We start from the raw sequence: 18,738 nt of genomic DNA on the forward strand, positions 1-18,738 counted from the left end.
TGAAATCAATTGGTTGACGTTCTGTCGCAAAACGAGATCGACGCCTTGCTCGCCGCGCTGTCTTCCGGCGAGATGGACGCGGAGGAGCTTCGCAAGGAAGATACGCAGAAGAAAATCCGATCCTACGATTTTAAGCGGGCGACACGCTTCTCCAAGGACCACATCCGCAGCTTGACTAGAATCCACGAGAATTTCGCGCGGTTTTTAACGACTTATTTTTCGGCTCAGTTGCGAACGTTCGTTCAGATTAATGTCGTTCAGGTCGAGCAGCTGCCTTACGACGAATTCATCCGCTCCATTCCGAAGATGACGATTCTGAACATTTTCGAGGCCGAGCCGCTCGAGGGTCGCATGGTGCTTGAAGTGCATCCGAACGTCGCCTTCGCGATGCTCGACAGACTGCTGGGCGGCGCGGGATCGGCTCCTTCCAAAATAGGCAGCTTGACGGAGATCGAGAACATTATTATGGAGAGAATATTCAGCCGCGCGCTGGAGACGCTCCAGGAAGCCTGGAAGACCGTTATCGATATCGAGCCCCGGCTAGAAGCATTGGAGACGAACCCGCAGTTCATGCAGATCGTATCGCCTAACGAGACGATCGCGCTGATCTCGCTAAGCACCAAGATCGGAGATACGACGGGCATGATTAACCTCTGCATACCGCATGTGGTTATCGAGCCGATCATGTCCAAGCTGTCCGTACATCACTGGTTCGTGTCCCAAAAGAAGACGAGAGCTCCGGAAGAGGTCAAGCTCCTGGAGGAACGCGTGACGAAGGCCCAACTGCCGATCTCCGCGGTGCTGGGAACTTCGCGAATCTCGATTCACGAGTTCTTGAATCTCGGCGTCGGGGACGTGATTACGCTCGGCAAGAGCGTAGACAGCGGACTCGATATTCGGGTCGGAGACAAGCTGAAGTACATCGGCAGTCCGGGGACGGTCCGGGATAAGATCGCGGTCCAGATTCTGGAGGTTATCGACGAAGGGGTGGAAGAGGTTCATGACGAGTAAGGATTACTTATCCCAGGAGGAGATCGACGCCCTGCTGCGACAATCCGCCGGCGACCAGGACAGCGCGCCGGCGGCCAACGCGGAGATGCATATAGACGATTATCTCACGCCGCTGGAACAAGATGCCCTGGGAGAGATCGGCAATATTACGTTCGGCAGCGCCGCGACCGCGTTGTCGACGCTATTGAGCAGGAAAGTTGATATCACGACGCCTAAAGTATCTATGATTTCCAGAGATCGCTTCGTGAGCGAATTTCCAAGACCGCACGTCGCCGTTCACGTCGACTACGTAGACGGATTCGAGGGCATCAACTCGCTGGTCATCAAGACGCATGACGCGCAAGTCATCGCGGACCTGATGCTCGGCGGGGAAGGGGACGTACAGACTGAAGAGTTGAATGAGATCCATATCAGCGCCGTTCAGGAAGCGATGAATCAGATGATGGGTTCGTCGGCCACCTCGATGTCGACGATCTTCAACCGCTTCGTCAATATTTCGCCTCCCGCGGTCGACGTCATGGACATGCAGAAGAATACCGGCGTCGAGAAAATACCGCCGGACGCCGAATTCGTAAAAATCTCGTTCCGGTTAAAAATCGGGGATTTGATCGATTCGACCATCATGCAGTTATTGACGGTACCGTTCGCCAAAGAGTTAGTGCATTCTCTCATCGGCGGCATGGACGATACGCCGGCTCCTGCACCCCAGGCTCAGGCTGCGCCGCAGTCCAGCGCCCCGGCGCCCCAGGCGCCGCCATACGCGGCTCCGGCGCCGCAAGCGCCCGCCACGCCGCAGCCGCAAGCCCAGCCGGCTTACGACTATCCGCCGCCAGGCGCATACCCGCCGCCGGGATATCCGCCGCAGCAGCCGATGTACGCGCAACCGCCATACGAGCAGCCTCAGTACGCGATGCCGCCGCAATATGCGATGCCGCCTCAGCAGCCGCAAACGCTTGGCGGGCCGGTCGGTCGCAACGTAAACGTACAGCCGGTTCAGTTCGCCGGATTCCCCGCCGGCGGCGGCGTGCACGCGGACGAAAGCAATCTGAATCTTTTGCTTGACATACCGCTGCGAGTCACAGTAGAGTTGGGCCGGACGCATAAACAAATTAAGGATATCCTGGAGCTGTCGCAGGGCTCGATTATCGAGCTGGACAAGCTCGCCGGCGAGCCGGTGGATATCCTGGTGAACAACAAACTCATCGCCAAGGGAGAGGTCGTCGTCATCGACGAAAACTTCGGCGTCCGGGTTACCGACATCGTCAGTCAGTGGGATCGCGTTCAAAAAATCCAATAATCAGCACCCCGGGAGGAAATCGAAATGGCAAATCGCATCTTGGTCGTAGACGACGCAGCATTCATGCGCATGATGATTCGAGACATCTTGACTAAAAACGGTTATGAGGTCGTAGGCGAGGCACAGGACGGCTCGCAAGCGATCGAGAAATTCAAGGAGCTTTCCCCTGATCTGATCACGATGGACATCACGATGCCCGAGATGGACGGCATCGCCGCGCTGAAGGAAATCCGCAAGATGGATTCGAACGCCAAGGTCATCATGTGCTCCGCCATGGGCCAGCAGGCGATGGTTATCGATGCCATTCAAGCCGGCGCCAAAGACTTCATCGTCAAGCCGTTCCAGGCAGACCGCGTCATCGAAGCCATCAAAAAAACGCTGGGTTGATCGGCGACCGACAGCATGACTTCATCTTGGGATATGTTGTGGGTGCTGCTCGTGCTCCTGCTGATGATCGGCGGCATCGTGATGCTGCTCCGATTCGTCGGCAGGCGGAACCGGGGGTGGTGGGTCAACCGCTCCCTTCGGTCGCTGGGCGGACTTACGCTGGGCGCGAACAAGTCGATGCAGATCGTGGAGTGGAACAATCGCATCTACGTGCTCGGCGTCGGGGAAAACGTACAGCTGCTAGAGTCCATCACCGATCCTGAAGTCGTAGCGGCGCTTATTGCCCAATATGATCATGTCGAAGCGTCTCGTCCCGCGGTGCCCCCTTGGCTCAAGCAGTGGCTGAACAGGGGGGGCGCTAATCCCGGGGGATCGGACGCGCCCAAGGGCGGAGCGGAACCGAACAGCTTTGAGCAAACGTTGGAAAAACGCCTGCGCGAGTTATCCGAGCGCAAGCAGCAGGTTGATCGGCTGCTCTCGGACGGCAAGCCAGCGGATCGGACGGAAGAACCATGAAACGCAAAACGATTTTTAGTTTTATGTTGACGGCCGGTCTGACGTTGGCGGTTTCGGCTACCGCTTATGCCGAGCCGATCATCGACATTTCGGTCGGAGACGGCAGTCAACCCGTAGGCGCTTCGTCCTTGTCGTTGCTGCTGATGCTGACTGTACTGAGCCTGGCTCCGTCTATCTTGGTACTGATGACCAGCTTCACCCGGATCGTGATCGTACTCGGGTTCGTGCGTACTTCGCTCGGCACGCAGACGACGCCGCCTAATCAGGTATTGATCGGTCTCGCGCTGTTTTTAACCTTTTTTATCATGGCTCCGACCATCTCCCAAGTGAACGAACAAGCGGTCCAGCCCTATCTCAAGGGCGAGATCACGCAGACGGTCGCTTTGGAGAAGGCATCGGTCCCGATGAAGGCTTTTATGTATAAGCAGACCCGGGAGAAGGATTTGCTGCTTTTCTTGAATTACACCAAGACGGAGAAGCCCGCATCCTATCAAGACATCCCGATTACGGTGCTTGTCCCGGCTTATGCGATCAGCGAGCTCAAGACCGCTTTCCAGATGGGTTTTATGATCTTTATTCCCTTTCTCGTGATCGATATGGTCGTATCCAGCACGTTAATGGCCATGGGGATGATGATGCTTCCTCCCGTCATGATCTCGCTGCCGTTCAAGATTTTATTGTTCGTGCTCGTAGACGGGTGGTATTTGATCGTCAAATCGCTCCTTTCGAGTTTCCAGACTTGATGGAGGCAAGAAGGGAAGATCGCAGTTGAGCGCTGAATTCGTAATCGGCCTGGCCGGCCAAGCGCTATTTACCGTACTTAAGGTAAGCGCGCCTATGCTCGTTATCGGACTCGTGGTCGGTCTGCTCGTCAGTATCTTTCAGGCGACGACCCAGATTCAAGAGCAGACGCTAGCATTTATTCCGAAAATCGTGGCCGTATTTTTAGCGATACTTGTTTTCGGACCTTGGATATTGAATACGATGGTCGATTTTACGAGCCACCTGCTAGGCAATCTGGCCAGCTACATCGGATGACATGACGACTGAAGCCATCATGCAGGTCGTGCCTGCCTTTATGCTTGTGTTGTGTCGGATTTCGGCATTTATTGTCGTAGCGCCCGTATTTTCATCGCGCAACATTCCCGGGCCCTTCAAAGCGGGCATGAGCGTGTTTATCGCATTGCTGGTTTTTTTGACGGTCGGCTTCGACCAGCCGGTACCGTCCGATGCGACCTATATTTTCTCCGTCTTAAAGGAAATATTGGCGGGGCTTGTCATCGGCTATACGGCCTCTTTATTTTTCACTTTGATCCAAACAGCCGGCACGCTGATCGATATTCAGATGGGATTGGGAATCGCCAATATTCTGGATCCTGTATCCGGCGTATCGGCGCCGCTCTTCGGCAATCTCAAGTACATGATGATGATCCTCGTGTTTTTGTCCATAAACGGCCATCATTATTTGTTAGGCGCCATTATGAACAGCTACAAATGGCTGCCGTTGAATAATACGTTTTTCCAAGGGATAAGCGAAGGCCGATTAACGGAATTTTTGGTTCGTACGTTCGCGGACACCTTTTTGCTCGCGCTTCAGATCTCAGCCCCGATTGTCGTCGCGATGTTTATCACCGACTTCGGTCTTGGACTGCTGGCGCGCACGGCTCCGCAATACAATGTCTTTGTTATCGGGATTCCGCTCAAGATTTTGATAGGCTTAACCCTATTAATTCTGTTAATGCCGGGATTCACGACGTTGTTCCAGATCGTGTTCGATCGTATGTTCGATGCCTTGGAGAAGCTATTCGTCATCCTGAAGACGACTTAAACGGGCAACTTGTATGTGGGCCGCGAAGGAGAGAACGCGTTGACCGCCAATCGTTTGCGGATGGATCTTCAGCTGTTTGCCGGCGAAAAAACGGAGAGAGGAACGCCCAAAAAGCGTTCGGACGCCCGCGAAAAAGGCCAGGTCGCCAAAAGTCCGGAAATCGCGAGCTCCTTCATATTGGTCGCGACGATCAGCATCATGATGGCGCTTGGCCCGTTTTTCCACGACAAGATATTTTCTTTGTTCGGGGACATCTTCCGAAGACAGCTGTCGATGGAAGTGACCGACGCCAACGTCATGGGACTGTTCACCAGCTATACGCTCCAGCTGCTGTTAATTCTAGCTCCGATTCTGATTGTTACGATCCTGATCGCGCTTGCCGCGAACTACGTTCAGATCGGATGGTTGTTCACGGGGAAGACGTTGCAGCCTAAGTTCAGCAAGCTAAACCCGCTGACCGGCTTAAAAAACATTTTCGGACTCCGGTCCGTCATCGAATTTCTAAAAAGCTCTCTTAAGTTAATTACCGTCGGTTTGATCGTCTACTTGATCATATGGGGCGAGCGAGAAAAGATCATGTCGCTGGCGTACGTTCCGCTCGAGCAAACTCTTTCTTACGTGGCAGGACTCATGATTAAGTTGGGGCTGCTGGTCGGCGTCGCTTTGACGATCTTGGCATTCGGCGATTACTTCTATCAGAAATACGAATACGAGAAAAGTTTGAAAATGAGCAAGCAGGACATTAAAGACGAGCATAAAAACTCGGAAGGCGACCCTTTCATAAAAAGCAAAATCAAAGAAAAGCAGCGCCGGATGGCTATGATGCGAATGATGCAGGAAGTGCCGAAGGCCGACGTCATCATCACGAACCCGACGCACTTCGCGGTCGCGCTGCAGTACGATGCCGCTCGAATGGATGCGCCGAGAGTCATCGCCAAAGGCCAGGATTATATGGCCCTCCGGATCAAGCAGATCGCCAAGGAAAACGGCGTTATGACCATGGAAAACAAGCCACTTGCACGCGCGCTTTTTCAGCGGGCAGAGATCGGGGAGACCGTTCCCGCGGATCTGTTCCAGGCGGTAGCGGAGGTGCTGGCTTACGTATATAGACTCAAGGGACGCCGCAATGTTTAAAGAGCGACAGTCATCGTGCGGGATATTAGAAACGGGGAGGGAAGACCTTTGAAGATTCGGGACATTAGCATTTTAGTCGGCATCATCGGCATCGTCCTGATGATGGTCGTCCCGATCCCGACGCATCTGCTCGACTTGCTGTTGATCGTTAATATTTCCGTCGCGCTCATGATCCTGCTCATCGCCATGAATACGACGGATGCCTTGCACTTCTCCATTTTCCCTACGCTGCTTCTCATTACGACATTGTTCAGGCTCGCGCTGAACGTGTCGACGACGCGTCTGATTCTATCGGAGCACGACGCGGGCAAGGTCGTCGCTACGTTCGGCAGCTTCGTGGCGGGCGGCGAGCTCGCCATTGGTTTCATCGTCTTTTTAATTCTCGTCATCGTGCAATTCATCGTCATTACCAAAGGCTCGGAACGCGTGGCCGAGGTAGCGGCCCGCTTTACGCTCGACGCGATGCCCGGCAAGCAGATGAGCATCGACGCCGATCTGAACGCAGGATTGATCAACGAGACGCAAGCCAGAGAACGCCGCGAAAAGATCGAAAAGGAAGCGGACTTCTACGGCGCCATGGACGGCGCCAGCAAATTCGTAAAGGGCGACGCGATCGCCAGTATCATCATCGTGACGATTAACCTGATCGGCGGATTCATTATCGGGATGGCCGTCCATGGCATGGCGATCGGCGAAGCGCTCAGCACGTACTCGATCCTTAGCATCGGCGACGGTCTCGTCAGCCAGATCCCCGCTCTGCTCATCAGTACCGCGACGGGTATCATCGTCACCCGCGCTGCATCCGAAGGCAACATGGCAGCGGATCTGACCAAGCAGTTGTTCAGGTATCCGAAGCTCCTGTACATCGTGGCGGGCACGATCGTGCTGCTCGGTATCGCGACGCCGATCGGACCGATCGCGACCCTCCCGTACGCCCTTATCCTCGGGATCGCCGCTTATCGCATGCAATTAAATAACGCGAAAAGGCAGCAAGCCGAAGACCAGCTCGTCGAGGAAAAGGAGATCGAGGAAGTGCGCAGTCCAGAGAGCGTCATCAGCCTGCTGCAGGTCGATCCGATCGAGTTCGAATTCGGTTACGGTCTGATCCCGCTAGCGGATACGTCGCAAGGAGGCGACCTGCTCGACCGGATCATCCTGATCCGCCGCCAGTGCGCGCTCGAGCTCGGACTGATCGTGCCGGTCATCCGGATCCGGGACAATATTCAGTTGAAGCCCAACGAATACGTGATCAAGATGAAAGGCAACACGGTGGCGCGCGGCGAGCTGCTGCTCCATCATTATCTGGCCATGAGCCCGGGATTCGAAGACGATTCGATCACCGGCATCGAGACCAAGGAGCCTGCGTTCGGCCTGCCCGCGTTGTGGATCGACGAAGCGACGAAGGAAAGGGCGGAGCTGTCAGGCTATACCGTGGTCGATCCGCCTTCGGTCGTCGCCACGCATCTCACCGAGGTTATCAAGCGCTACGCGCATGAGCTGCTCGGCCGACAGGAGACCAAGTCTCTCGTCGATAGCGTGCGCGAGAGCTACGCGACGCTCGTGGACGAACTGGTGCCGAACATTCTGACGGTCGGCGACATTCAAAAGGTGCTCGCGAAGCTGCTAAAGGAAAAGATATCGATTCGCGACCTGGTCACGATCTTCGAGACGCTGGCGGATTACGGCAAGTACACGAAGGATCCGGACGTGCTGACCGAATACGTCCGGCAGGCGCTCTCAAGGCAGATCACGCAGCAGTATGCCAGTCCGAGCGAACCTTTGCGCGTCATTACGGTCAGTCCGGGCGTGGAGAAGCGAATCGCGGAATCGGTTCAGCAGTCCGAGCAGGGCAGCTACCTGGCCATGGAACCCGCCTCTACCCAAGCCATTTACAACCGCTTGAGCGAACAAATCAACAAGACGCTGCAATCCGGCCAGCAGCCGATCATCCTGACGTCTCCGAACATCCGGATGTATATGCGCCAGCTGATCGAACGCAGCCTGCAAGACATTCCCGTACTCTCGTACAGCGAGCTTGAGCCGAATATTGAAGTACAAAGCGTCGGGGTGGTGAATGCATGAAGGTTAAACGATACCTGGTGGACGACCTGCCTCAGGCGGTCCAGCAGATCAGAAGCGAGCTCGGCTCCGATGCCGTTATCCTGAACACCAAAGAAATCCGCACCGGCGGGTTTCTTGGCATGTTCCGCAAGAAACGCATCGAGGTGATCGCCGCTGTGGACGAAGCGGCCAAACCCCAAGCGCGGCCCTCGGCCAAGCCGATCCTGCGTCAGCAACCGGCACCGGCCAATAAGCCGGAGGCAGCCGCAGCGTCGGAGCCGGCAGCGGAGCTTGCGCGCATCGGAGACGACCTGGCGGCGCACCCGCTGCCCGCCAGCGCCGTACGTCAACGCTATGGCGGAGGCGGGCAAGCAAGCCATGCGTCGCCTGTACCGGCATCGAGCCCCGCGAGAGTCCCGGCCGTCGCTCAAGAGCCCGCAAAGATCGACGATCTGCAGGAACGACGGGCGGAACGACCGGACGATCGCGCGCCTTCGCAGCAAGAGAGCTTCGACGAGGCGATGATCCGCGCTTTGGCGTCCGCCCGTGCCTTAGGTGCGGCGGAACGTACCGCAATGGATACGCCGCAGTCTATAATCGTCGAATCGAAGTCTATCTCAGCTCCGTTAGCAGAACCGGCAGCGGCTCCGCCGGCGTCCGCTACCTCGCAGACGGGCGAGGCGGCAGAGCTGCTCGCCGAGCTGAGAGCCATGAAGGACCTGCTGCGGCAGCAGCAGGCCGGGCGCGAACCGTCGCCGCCGCAGCGCATGCCGGAGCCGGTGCTGCGCTTGAGCCGACTGCTTGCCCAACAAGGCGTGGAGCCGGTCTACGTCGAAGAGTTCGCGGCCGCCATGTCCGCGAAGCTCAAAGCGCGCGAGGAGACGGACGGCGCGGGAGCGCCATCGGATGCCGAGGCGCTTGAGGAGGCGCGCGGTTTGCTCGGCGAATGGCTCGCGCCCGCTCGCGACGCCGGCATCGAGCCGGGTACGCGCATCGTTCACTTTGTCGGCCCGACCGGCGTCGGCAAGACGACGACGATCGCGAAGCTGGGCGCCGATCAGGTGCTGACCCAGCGACGCTCGGTAGGCTTTATTACGGCGGACACGTACAGAATCGCGGCCGTCGATCAGCTGCGGACCTACGCGGACATCCTGAACGTACCGCTTGAGGTCGTATTTTCACCCTCCGAGCTGGCTCGCGCATATAAGAAGCTGGAGGATCGGGACCTGCTCCTGATGGATACCGCGGGCAGAAATTACCGCAACGAGCTGTATGTCTCCGAAGTCAACAGCCTGCTGGCGCCCGGGCAGGAAGCGGAGAAAATTCTCGTACTGAGCCTAACGCACAAATATCAGGACATGAGGCAAGTGTCCGCGCAGTTCGTTAAGTACGGCGTATCGCGCTTGCTTCTCACCAAGATGGACGAGACGGATTCTTACGGCGCCATTCTGAATCTCGTCCGGGAGTTCGGGTTCAGCATTCCGTACGTGACCTTCGGGCAGACCGTGCCGGACGACATTCGTCCGTTCGATCCCGAGTGGCTCGCGGACAAGCTGCTGGAAGGAGCCGCGGATCATGAGTGACCAAGCGGAAGCGCTGCGCCACATGGTGTCGTCGCGGGATCCGGATCAGGCGAAGCAGACCCGCATCTTGACGGTGACGAGCGGAAAGGGCGGCGTCGGCAAGTCCAACTTCAGCTTGAACTTCGCGCTGGCGCTTCAGCGGCGGGGCTTCAGCGTACTGCTGTTCGACGCCGACATCGGAATGGGCAACATCGACGTGCTTCTCGGCACGCCGGCGGCGTATAACCTGTTCCATCTTCTAAAACGGGACAAGTCGATCTGGGAGATCATCCAGGAAGGTCCCGGGGGTCTGCGGTTTATCGCCGGCGGCTCGGGTTTCAAAGACTTGATTCGGCTGAGCGACGAAGAACTGGAGTACTTCGCGTCCGAGATCGCCAAGCTCTACGGCGAAGTGGATTACGTGCTGTTTGATACGGGGGCCGGCCTCTCGAAGGAAACGCTTCGCTTCATCCAGGCGGCCGACGAAACGATCGTGGTGACGACGCCCGAGCCGACATCCATTACGGACGCGTACGCCCTGATGAAGATGGTCAAGACGATGGGCCAGGAAGCGGCGTTCAGGCTCGTCGTCAATCGGGTCGGCGACGACCGCGAAGGTCGGCAGACTTCGGACAATATCAGACAGGTCGCGAAGACGTACTTGTCGCTAGATATCCCGCTGCTCGGTTTCGTGCCGGACGACGCGCACGTGTCGAAAGCCGTCAAAAAACAGACGGCCTTGTCATATTTATATCCGGATTGTCCCGCATCCAGAGGGATTGACGGCATTGCCGCCGAATATTTAAACGAAAGCCGAAAATCGTCCGTTCAAACGAACATTAAAGGATTTCTCCAGCGCGTTCGCAAATTGTGGAGCTGAGGCACTAGACGACAAGGTCGAAAGGGGACGAGAAAGCATGAAAGCATTCAAGGTGCTGGTCGTTGACGATTCCCCTTTCATGCGGAAATTGGTCGGAGACCTGATCGCGGACGATCCCGCGTTCGAGGTCGTCGCCACCGCAGCGGACGGGGCCGAGGCCGTGCGTCAAGTATGCGGGCTGCATCCCGAGATCGTGGTCATGGATCTGGAAATGCCCGAGATCAACGGACTCGAGGCGCTGAAGCTCATCATGCAAGAACGACCCACGCCCGTCATCATGATGTCGGCCGTGACTGACAGAGGGACGCGGGATACGATCCGCGCGCTGCAGTTCGGCGCGTTCGACTTCGTACGCAAGCCAGACGGCGCCTTGAGACTCGACGTCTCGCAGATGAGCGAGATGCTGCTCGAGAAATTACATATCGCCAGAGAGCTGTTGGCGTCGGGAGAACTCCGGCTCAGGCGGATGACCGAGGAAGGGGCAGAGGCGCTCGTCATTCAGTCTGAGACCGCTCCCTTGCCCCATGCAGCAGAGCGCGATGCCTCTTTGCCTCCGCCGGATTCGCCGCAAGCCGATGCGCCTTCGCTTCCTGCGTTGCAAGCGGGCGAGGATGCCTTGCATTCTTCGTCTGCCGCGTCTGACGAAGCCCCCGATCCGCCGATGATATCGGACTTTCGGGCGCCCGTTAGCCGCCCAACGGAAGATGTCGCCAGCGCCAAGGGGGAGATCGCGGCTTCAGCGGACAAGCCGCCTTCGCCAGTCCGTCCCCCGGGTCTTTCCGCGTCGTCCGGCAAGCTCGCTGCGCCGAAGCCGCCGACGCGATCAGACGATCTGTCGGCGGCAAGGAATAATGGGGCTGAACCGGGATCGCGCATCACCGCGGCAGTCAATGATTCGACTAGGGAACGAGCGGTTCCTGGCGCCAAGCTTCCCAAGCCTCCAAAATCGGCGAAGCCCGATACGAAGGATATCGGGCGCCAAGCCGGCCGGACGGAGGCACCGACAGCGGCTGCGCCCCCGAAGCCTTCGTCGGCAGCGTCAAAACCAGCAGCGTCTGTAACGCCGCGCTTGCCGGAGACGTTCACGGACATCGTCGCGATCGGCACGTCCACCGGAGGACCGCGCGCCCTGCACGAGGTGCTGTCGGCGATACCGGCTTCGTTCCCGGCTCCGATTCTCATCGTGCAGCATATGCCGCCCAAGTTTACGCATTCGCTTGCCCAGCGGCTCGATTCCTGCTCGGCGATCGGCGTGCGCGAAGCGGCGGACGGCGATCCGGTGCTGCCCGGACAAGCGTACCTTGCGCCTGGAGGCAAGCATCTGAAGCTGGTCAAGGATACCGGCGGCGGCTATCGGATCTCGCTCTCCGAAGAAGACCAGGTCAGCGGACATCGCCCGTCGGTCGACGTGATGTTCGGTTCGCTGATCGGACGCGGGGAGCTAAGACGGCATATCGTTCTGATGACGGGGATGGGCAGCGACGGCGCCAAGGCGATGAAGGCGCTCCGCGAAGACGGAGCGGATACGCTGATCGCCGAAGCGGAGGAGACCTGCGTCGTATACGGGATGCCTCGCTCCGCCGTGGAGAACGGCGCCGCGCAGAAGACCGTACCGCTGCAGCGGATCGCCCCCGAACTGGTCAGATCGGTCGACAAGCAAAAAGCGAAGCAGCTTTAAAGCAGATGTGCCAATCAGGAGGTGACGCCCAGTGGAAATGAATCAGTATTTGTCCATCTTTATCGACGAAGCGAACGAGCATCTGCAGTCGCTTAACGAAAACATGCTGCGTCTCGAGCAGCAGCCCGAGGATATCAGCATCGTCCAGATCATTTTCCGTTCCGCCCATACGCTCAAGGGCATGTCGGCTTCGATGGGGTTCGAGGACCTGGCATCGCTCACGCACGAAATGGAAAACGTGCTCGACCTGGTGCGCAACGACAAGCTGAAAATGAACGGCCATATTTTCGATACGCTGTTTAAGTGCTTGGACTCGCTCGAAGGCATGGTCCAAGACGTCGTCGCGGGCGGCACCGGCAGCGGGGACGTGAAGGAGCTCGTGTCGCAGCTTAAGCAGATCGTCAAGGGAGAGCCCGCCGCACCTGCCGCTCCAGGCCAACCCGCCGCTGCGGCGGCTTCCTCTGAGCTCGCGCTCGTTGCCGCGCATATGCTCCTCGATCAATACCAGTTATCGGTGCTCAGGCAGTCGATCGAGAACGGAAGCCCCGCATTTCACATCGAAGTCACGATTCGAGAGGATTGCCTGCTTAAGGGCGTGCGCGCTTACATGGTGTTCGATGCGCTCGAACGAAACGGCGAGCTGGTCAAATCGCATCCTTCGGTCCAGGAGATCGAGCAGGAGCAATTCGGCCATCAGTTTTCCGTCTACTATATCTCGCGCATTCCGCAACAAGAGCTTCAGGATACGTTGGACAGAATTTCCGAGCTCGAGTCCGTCATGATCATCCCGCTGGACGTCGAGAGCCTGAACGAGCTGGACGCGTCGCGCAGCGCCGAGCAGCAAGTCCAGGAAGCTTCGCAGCAGGTCGCGGCGGCGACCGCGACGGCCGCGCCGCCGGCGGCGTCCGCCAAGTCCGACAAGCCGCCCGCCTCCGAAGCGCCGGCGCGTGCGCCGACCTCGGCTCCCGTGGCGAACAAGACGATCCGGGTCGATATCGAACGGCTCGACTCGCTCATGAACCTGTTCAGCGAGCTCTTGATCGACCGCGTCCGGCTCGAACAGCTGGCCAGCGAGGTCCGCCGCAACGATCTGACCGAGACGGTCGAGCATATGGCGCGCGTCAGCACCGATCTGCAAAATATCGTGCTGAAGCTGAGAATGGTACCGGTGGACAGCGTGTTCAACCGTTTCCCGCGGATGGTACGCGATCTGGCCAAGTCGCTCGGCAAGAAGCTGGACCTGGTCATCACCGGCGCGGAGACGGAGCTCGACCGGACGGTCATCGACGAGATCGGCGATCCGCTCGTGCATCTCATCCGCAACTCCGTGGATCATGGCGTCGAGACGATCGAAGGCCGCCTCGAGGCGGGCAAGCCGGAGACGGGCGTCGTGCAGTTGCGCGCGTTCCACAGCGGCAACCATGTGTTCATCGAGATCGAGGACGACGGCCGCGGCATCAACCAGCCCAAGGTACTCGATATCGCGGTCAAGAAGGGCATCGTCTCTCCGGACGAAGCGAAAAAGCTGAGCGACGACGAGATTAACATGCTGCTTTTCGCTCCGGGCTTCAGCACAGCGGACAAGATCTCGGATATATCCGGACGCGGCGTCGGCCTGGACGTGGTCAAGTCGAAGATCGAATCTCTCGGGGGCGTCGTATCGGTCACCTCCAGAGCGGGACAAGGTTCGAAATGGTCGATCCAGCTGCCGCTCACGCTGTCGATCATTACGGCCATGCTGGTCAAGCTAGGCTCGGAGAAGTTCGCCATTCCGTTGTCCTCCATCGTAGAAACGGGCATCGTCAAGCGCAGCGCGATCCGCGAACTTCACGGGTCGAAGGTCACCGAATACCGCAAGTCGATTATCCCGGTGCTGTCGCTCGCGGACGTGCTCGATTCTCCCGACTATTCGGACCGGGAAGAGACCGAGACCGAGATGCTCGTCATCCGCAAGGGCGAGAAGCTCGCGGCGGTGCTCGTGGACGAGCTGATCGGCCAGAGCGAGATCGTGCTCAAGACGCTGGGCAAGTATTTGACGAACCTGGATGTCATCTCCGGCGCTACCATTCTGGGCGACGGTCAAGTCGCGCTTATCGTCGATCCGAACGCCCTCATTAAATAATCGACCCCATCCGAGGAGGAAGCTGTCATGGCTGAGGATTTCAAGGTAATCGTATTTACGCTCGCGCACGAGGAATACGGCATCGAAGTAGATAAGGTGCGGACGATCGAACGCATGACGCCCGTCACGCGCGTACCCAAGACGCCGGCGTTCGTAAAGGGCGTCATCAACCTGCGCGGCGTCGTCGTTCCGGTCATCGATCTGCGCAGCCGCTTCGGCCTGCAGGAAGCAGAGGCCACCGAAAATTCGAGGATCATCATCGTCGCGGCCAACGAGCTGGAGGTCGGATTCATCGTCGACTCGGCGAACGACGTCATCGATCTCAATACCGACATGGTCGAGAACCCTCCCGAAGTCGTCGGCGGCATCAAGGCGAAATATCTGAGCGGCGTGGCCAAGTTCGGCGAAGACCGTCTGCTCATCCTGCTGAATCTGTCCGAAGTTCTTAACCGATCGGAGATTATCCAGCTCGAGCAATTCGGAGCCTGACGGCATGGAACTGTTCAACCACAACGCCGAGTTTAAAATGGACGTGCTGCGCGAGGTCGGGAACATCGGCGCCGGACACGCGGCTACCGCGCTCTCGCGCCTGCTCGATAAGCCGATCGACATGGCGGTGCCCAAGGTGAGCTTTATCCCCTTCGAGGATATTGCGGAGCGCGTCGGCGGCGCCGAAGAGGTCGTGGTGGCCATCTTCCTCCGCGTCGAGGGCGAGGCGCCCGGCAACATGTTTTTCTTGATGAGCGAGTATCAAGCCCGCACGCTGCTGCAAGGCCTGCTCTCCTTCGAGCTCTCGGTAGGCCCCGATTACACGGAGATGGAGATGTCCGCGCTGAGCGAGATCGGCAATATCCTCGCCGGATCTTACCTGTCGTCGCTCGCGGATCTCACGGGGTTGCCTTTGTCGCCGACCGTGCCCGCGATCGCGGTGGACATGGCCGGCGCGATTCTCAGCTACGGCCTGTTGCAATTCGGCACGATGGGCGACGAAGCGCTGCTCATCGATACGACATTTTTGGAGGACGAACGTCGGGCGGAAGGACATTTCTTTTTTATCCCCGATCCCGAGTCGTTCGAGCGGCTGTTCCGCGCGCTGGGAGTGCCTATCTAATGAAAGAAGTCATTATCGTCAAAATCGGTATGGCCGACCTGAATATCGCATCGGGAGGGGAGACGCTCAAGACGACCGGACTCGGTTCTTGCGTCGGACTAACGCTCCACGACGCGAATCTCGGTCTGGCCGGCATGGCGCACATCATGCTGCCGAGCTCCGAGATCGCGCGGGAAGGCCAGCTGAACGTCGCGAAGTACGCGGATACGGCCATTCCCGAGCTGCTTGCCAGACTCAAGGCAGGCGGCTCCAATCTGCGCCGGCTGGTCGCCAAAATGGCCGGGGGCGCACAGATGTTCGCGTTCGCGAGCGGCAGCGACAGCATGCGCATCGGGCCGCGCAACGTCGAGTCGACGAAGCTGGCGCTGGCTTCGTACGATATTCCCATCATCGCCGAGGATACCGGGGGCAACTTCGGCCGGACGATCGAATTCAGCAGCGCGAGCGGGATACTCACGATCCGCAGCGTGCAGAACGGGGTAAAGGAGATTTAACATGAGCGTTCCGTGGCGATGGAATATCGGGTTTGCGGCATTTGGAGCCGTATTGATTTTTTTGATCTCCTTGTCCAGCAATCCGCCGCTCACTTCGCTCGTGCGAAGCCTTTACGCGTTCATCGCGTTCGGCCTGCTCGGCTTGTTCGTCCGCATCGTCCTGCAGCAGCTGCTTCGTCCGGCCCGGACGCTCGGCGGCGACAAGGAGCGGGCCGAAGAGGAGAGAGGCATCGTGCTGGACATGACGACGCCGGAAGACGATGAGTCGCTGTCGCTTCTTATGAAGGAACAATGGACAGGCAAGGAAGAACCGCAGTCCGCCGGCTTTCAGCCGCTTAAGCCGCCGAAGCTCGTCTCGATCGAAGACGAACCGGATCCGGAACAAGTCGCACAGGCGATCCGGCGCCTGAACGACGATTAAGGAAGGTGATGCAGCGATGGCAGAACCCAAGAGTTCCAAGCTGTCCCATTACGACCTATGGTGTCGCTGGAAAGAGGAAGGCGACACCGAAGCCAAAAAAGGCCTGATTGAAAAGTACATTCCGCTCGTCGATTACGTATCCAGCCGCATGGCTGTCGGTTTGCCCAAAAACGTATCCAAAGACGATCTGGTCAGCAACGGCTCCATGGGCCTGATCGACGCGATCGAGAAATTCGATCATCTGCGGGGACTGCAGTTCGAAACCTACGCTTCCTGGCGTATCCGCGGATCGATCATCGACGGACTGCGCCAAGGCGACTGGGTGCCGCGGTCCGTGCGCGACAAAGCGAAAAAAATGGAGGATGCATACGCCGTTCTGGAGCAGCGCAATCTTCGCTCCGCCACCGACGAGGAGATATGCAACTATTTAAATATAACGGATAAGGAATTCCAGCAAATGCTGCAGGAAGTGGCCGTGGCGACGGTCGGTTCGCTGGAAGAGCCCATCCGCGAGGAGGATGCGGAGACTCGCATGTCCCTGCTCGTGGACGACAAGGCGCAGAGCCCCGAGTCCAAGGTTCACGAGACATACCTCAGAGATTCGCTGACCGCGGGCATCGACAAGCTTACGCCTAAGGAGCGCACCGTCGTATCGTTATTTTATTACGAGGATCTATCGCTCAGCGAGATCGCCGAGGTCATGTCGCTGTCGCCATCCCGAATCTCGCAGCTTCATTCCAAGGCGATCCTGCGGCTGCGCGGCGCCCTCGGCAAGCACAAAGACCAGCTGCTCCAAAAATAAAGAATGGAAGGGGGGGTTATAATGCCTGGAGAAGAGTCGTTCGCGATCGGACAAGTCTATCAGGTTAAATTGTCGGAAGACCGACTGGCGGCCCATTTGCATATCAAGCCGACCGAAGAAGCTGAAAACGCGACCGTCGCCCAACTGCAAGGATTGCTCTCGGCAGCCGGCATCCGCTACGGCGTACAGCATGAGCTGTTGGAGCGAATCGCGCGGAATCCGAAAGATTTTTTCTACAGCGAGAACATGGTGGCGACGGGGCTGCCGCCTACGGCTGGCGTCAACGGCTACGTAAAAGTGCTCTTCGAGGATCAGGGCCAGTCGAGAAGACCGGCCGAAAGGGAAGACGGCAGCGTCGACTACCGGGAGATGAAGCAGCTCGCGAACGTCAAGGCGGGTCAGCTGATCGCGACGCGCGTGCCGCCGCTGCCCGGTACGGCAGGCATGACGGTGACGGGCGAGACGGTCGCCCCTAAGGAAGGCAAGGAAGCGAGCTTCAAGGTGGGCAAAAACGTCGTCGTCAACGCGGACAAGACGGCCATGTACGCGGCGATGGACGGGCTGGTCACCTGGACGGACAAAGAAAAGCTGAACGTTTTTCCCGTCTTCGAAGTCAACGGGGACGTCGATTACCACACGGGAAACATCGACTTCGTCGGAACCGTCGTCATTCGCGGAAACGTGCTGACGGGATTTCGCGTGCGCGCCTCCGGGGACATCCGCGTTACTGGCGGCGTGGAGGGCGCGGAAATGGAGTCCGACGGATCGATCGAGATCAGCGGCGGGATCATCGGCTCCAACAAGGGCTTCGTCAAGGCCGGCGTCGACGTCAAATGCTCGTTCGTGCAGGAGGGCAACGTGACCGCGGGCCAGGACGTACTAGTGTCGCAGAGCATCATGCATTCGAATATCCGGGCGGGCAGGAGCATCCGTTGCGAGGGCGCCAAAGGCCTGATCGTAGGCGGGCTGCTGCAAGCCGGCGACCTGCTGGTCGCCCGCACCATCGGCAACGCCATGTCGACCGTGACTTCCATCGAGGTCGGGCTTAAGCCCGAACTGCGCCAAGAGATGGCGGATCTGCGCCAGCAAGTTCGGCAGATGTCCGAGAGCCTGGACAAGACGGAGAAGGCGCTCGTGCTGCTCGATCAGCTTGCGGCCGCGGGACAGCTGACGCCCGACAGGCTCGCCATGCGGATCAAGCTCAACTCCACGCGCAGGCAAGTGACCGAGGAGCTGAGAACCGCCAAGGAACACATACTCGAAATCGAAAAAACGCTGGAAGATACGGATCTTGCGAAGGTCAACGTGTTACATACGGTATACGGCGGAACCAAGATCGTCATCGGCCGGTATACGAGATTCGTCAAAGACAGCGCCAAACGCGTCGCCTTCCGGTACGACGAGGGCGAGATCGCGATGTCGCCGCTCATCTAA

Annotated in this window: 19 protein-coding genes; all 19 read left to right on the plus strand. The window is 58.3% G+C overall.

Features of this window, described 5'->3' with window-relative positions; genetic code table 11:
- Nucleotides 1–9: 9 nt before the first annotated feature.
- Genes fliM through PQG80_RS02835 form a run of 19 tightly spaced genes read left to right on the plus strand, consistent with a single transcriptional unit; the run spans nt 10 to nt 18,738 of the window.
- Nucleotides 10–1,011 (plus strand): flagellar motor switch protein FliM, encoded by a 1,002-nt coding sequence (gene fliM / locus PQG80_RS02745; RefSeq protein ID WP_271749592.1) that lies wholly within the window; start codon nt 10–12, stop codon nt 1,009–1,011.
- Entirely contained in the window at nt 1,001–2,308 is a 1,308-nt protein-coding gene (gene fliY, locus PQG80_RS02750; protein ID WP_271749593.1) for a flagellar motor switch phosphatase FliY, read from the plus strand. Before fliM ends, fliY begins: the two co-directional genes overlap by 11 nt.
- A gap of 24 nt (nt 2,309–2,332) precedes the next feature.
- Nucleotides 2,333–2,695: a response regulator gene (locus PQG80_RS02755; RefSeq protein WP_090117377.1), complete on the plus strand. Its 363-nt coding sequence runs from the start codon at nt 2,333–2,335 to the stop codon at nt 2,693–2,695.
- Between the two features lie 15 nt (nt 2,696–2,710).
- A complete protein-coding gene (locus tag PQG80_RS02760; RefSeq protein WP_271749596.1) occupies nt 2,711–3,211 on the plus strand; it encodes a flagellar biosynthetic protein FliO in 501 nt (166 codons plus the stop codon).
- A 23-nt stretch (nt 3,212–3,234) separates the two neighbouring features.
- Complete coding sequence (fliP, locus tag PQG80_RS02765; RefSeq protein WP_432432716.1) at nt 3,235–3,954, plus strand: flagellar type III secretion system pore protein FliP; 720 nt, start codon at nt 3,235–3,237, stop codon at nt 3,952–3,954.
- A 25-nt stretch (nt 3,955–3,979) separates the two neighbouring features.
- Complete coding sequence (gene fliQ, locus PQG80_RS02770; RefSeq protein ID WP_271749598.1) at nt 3,980–4,249, plus strand: flagellar biosynthesis protein FliQ; 270 nt, start codon at nt 3,980–3,982, stop codon at nt 4,247–4,249.
- 1 nt (nt 4,250) lies between these two features.
- Nucleotides 4,251–5,039 carry a flagellar biosynthetic protein FliR gene (fliR, locus tag PQG80_RS02775; protein ID WP_271749600.1) on the plus strand — a complete coding sequence of 263 codons (789 nt, stop codon included), beginning with the start codon at nt 4,251–4,253 and terminating at the stop codon, nt 5,037–5,039.
- A 60-nt stretch (nt 5,040–5,099) separates the two neighbouring features.
- On the plus strand, nt 5,100–6,173 hold the full coding sequence (flhB, locus tag PQG80_RS02780) for a flagellar biosynthesis protein FlhB (protein ID WP_271749924.1): 1,074 nt from the start codon (nt 5,100–5,102) through the stop codon (nt 6,171–6,173).
- A 48-nt stretch (nt 6,174–6,221) separates the two neighbouring features.
- Complete coding sequence (gene flhA / locus PQG80_RS02785) at nt 6,222–8,255, plus strand: flagellar biosynthesis protein FlhA (protein WP_271749601.1); 2,034 nt, start codon at nt 6,222–6,224, stop codon at nt 8,253–8,255.
- Nucleotides 8,252–9,817, plus strand: coding sequence for a flagellar biosynthesis GTPase FlhF (gene flhF, locus PQG80_RS02790; protein WP_271749602.1), 1,566 nt, complete (start codon nt 8,252–8,254; stop codon nt 9,815–9,817). The genes flhA and flhF overlap by 4 nt, the downstream gene beginning before the upstream one ends.
- A complete protein-coding gene (locus PQG80_RS02795; RefSeq protein ID WP_271749603.1) occupies nt 9,810–10,676 on the plus strand; it encodes a MinD/ParA family protein in 867 nt (288 codons plus the stop codon). Before flhF ends, PQG80_RS02795 begins: the two co-directional genes overlap by 8 nt.
- 37 nt (nt 10,677–10,713) lie before the next feature.
- Entirely contained in the window at nt 10,714–12,354 is a 1,641-nt protein-coding gene (locus tag PQG80_RS02800; RefSeq protein ID WP_271749604.1) for a chemotaxis protein CheB, read from the plus strand.
- A gap of 31 nt (nt 12,355–12,385) precedes the next feature.
- Nucleotides 12,386–14,476, plus strand: a complete 2,091-nt coding sequence (locus tag PQG80_RS02805; RefSeq protein WP_271749605.1) for a chemotaxis protein CheA — start codon at nt 12,386–12,388, stop codon at nt 14,474–14,476.
- Between the two features lie 27 nt (nt 14,477–14,503).
- Nucleotides 14,504–14,965 (plus strand): chemotaxis protein CheW, encoded by a 462-nt coding sequence (locus PQG80_RS02810; RefSeq protein WP_271749606.1) that lies wholly within the window; start codon nt 14,504–14,506, stop codon nt 14,963–14,965.
- Nucleotides 14,966–14,969: 4 nt separating this feature from the next.
- Nucleotides 14,970–15,587 carry a chemotaxis protein CheC gene (locus tag PQG80_RS02815; protein ID WP_271749607.1) on the plus strand — a complete coding sequence of 206 codons (618 nt, stop codon included), beginning with the start codon at nt 14,970–14,972 and terminating at the stop codon, nt 15,585–15,587.
- A complete protein-coding gene (locus tag PQG80_RS02820) occupies nt 15,587–16,081 on the plus strand; it encodes a chemotaxis protein CheD (protein ID WP_271749608.1) in 495 nt (164 codons plus the stop codon). The genes PQG80_RS02815 and PQG80_RS02820 overlap by 1 nt, the downstream gene beginning before the upstream one ends.
- A gap of 1 nt (nt 16,082) precedes the next feature.
- Nucleotides 16,083–16,502 carry a hypothetical protein gene (locus PQG80_RS02825; protein WP_271749609.1) on the plus strand — a complete coding sequence of 140 codons (420 nt, stop codon included), beginning with the start codon at nt 16,083–16,085 and terminating at the stop codon, nt 16,500–16,502.
- A 16-nt stretch (nt 16,503–16,518) separates the two neighbouring features.
- A complete protein-coding gene (locus tag PQG80_RS02830) occupies nt 16,519–17,304 on the plus strand; it encodes a FliA/WhiG family RNA polymerase sigma factor (RefSeq protein ID WP_271749610.1) in 786 nt (261 codons plus the stop codon).
- A 21-nt stretch (nt 17,305–17,325) separates the two neighbouring features.
- The gene (locus PQG80_RS02835) at nt 17,326–18,738 is read left to right on the plus strand and encodes a flagellar assembly protein A (protein WP_271749611.1); all 1,413 of its coding nucleotides are present in this window, start codon (nt 17,326–17,328) and stop codon (nt 18,736–18,738) included.

It is taken from the genome of Cohnella rhizoplanae, from assembly GCF_948329515.1.
Lineage (GTDB): Bacteria > Bacillota > Bacilli > Paenibacillales > Paenibacillaceae > Cohnella > Cohnella rhizoplanae.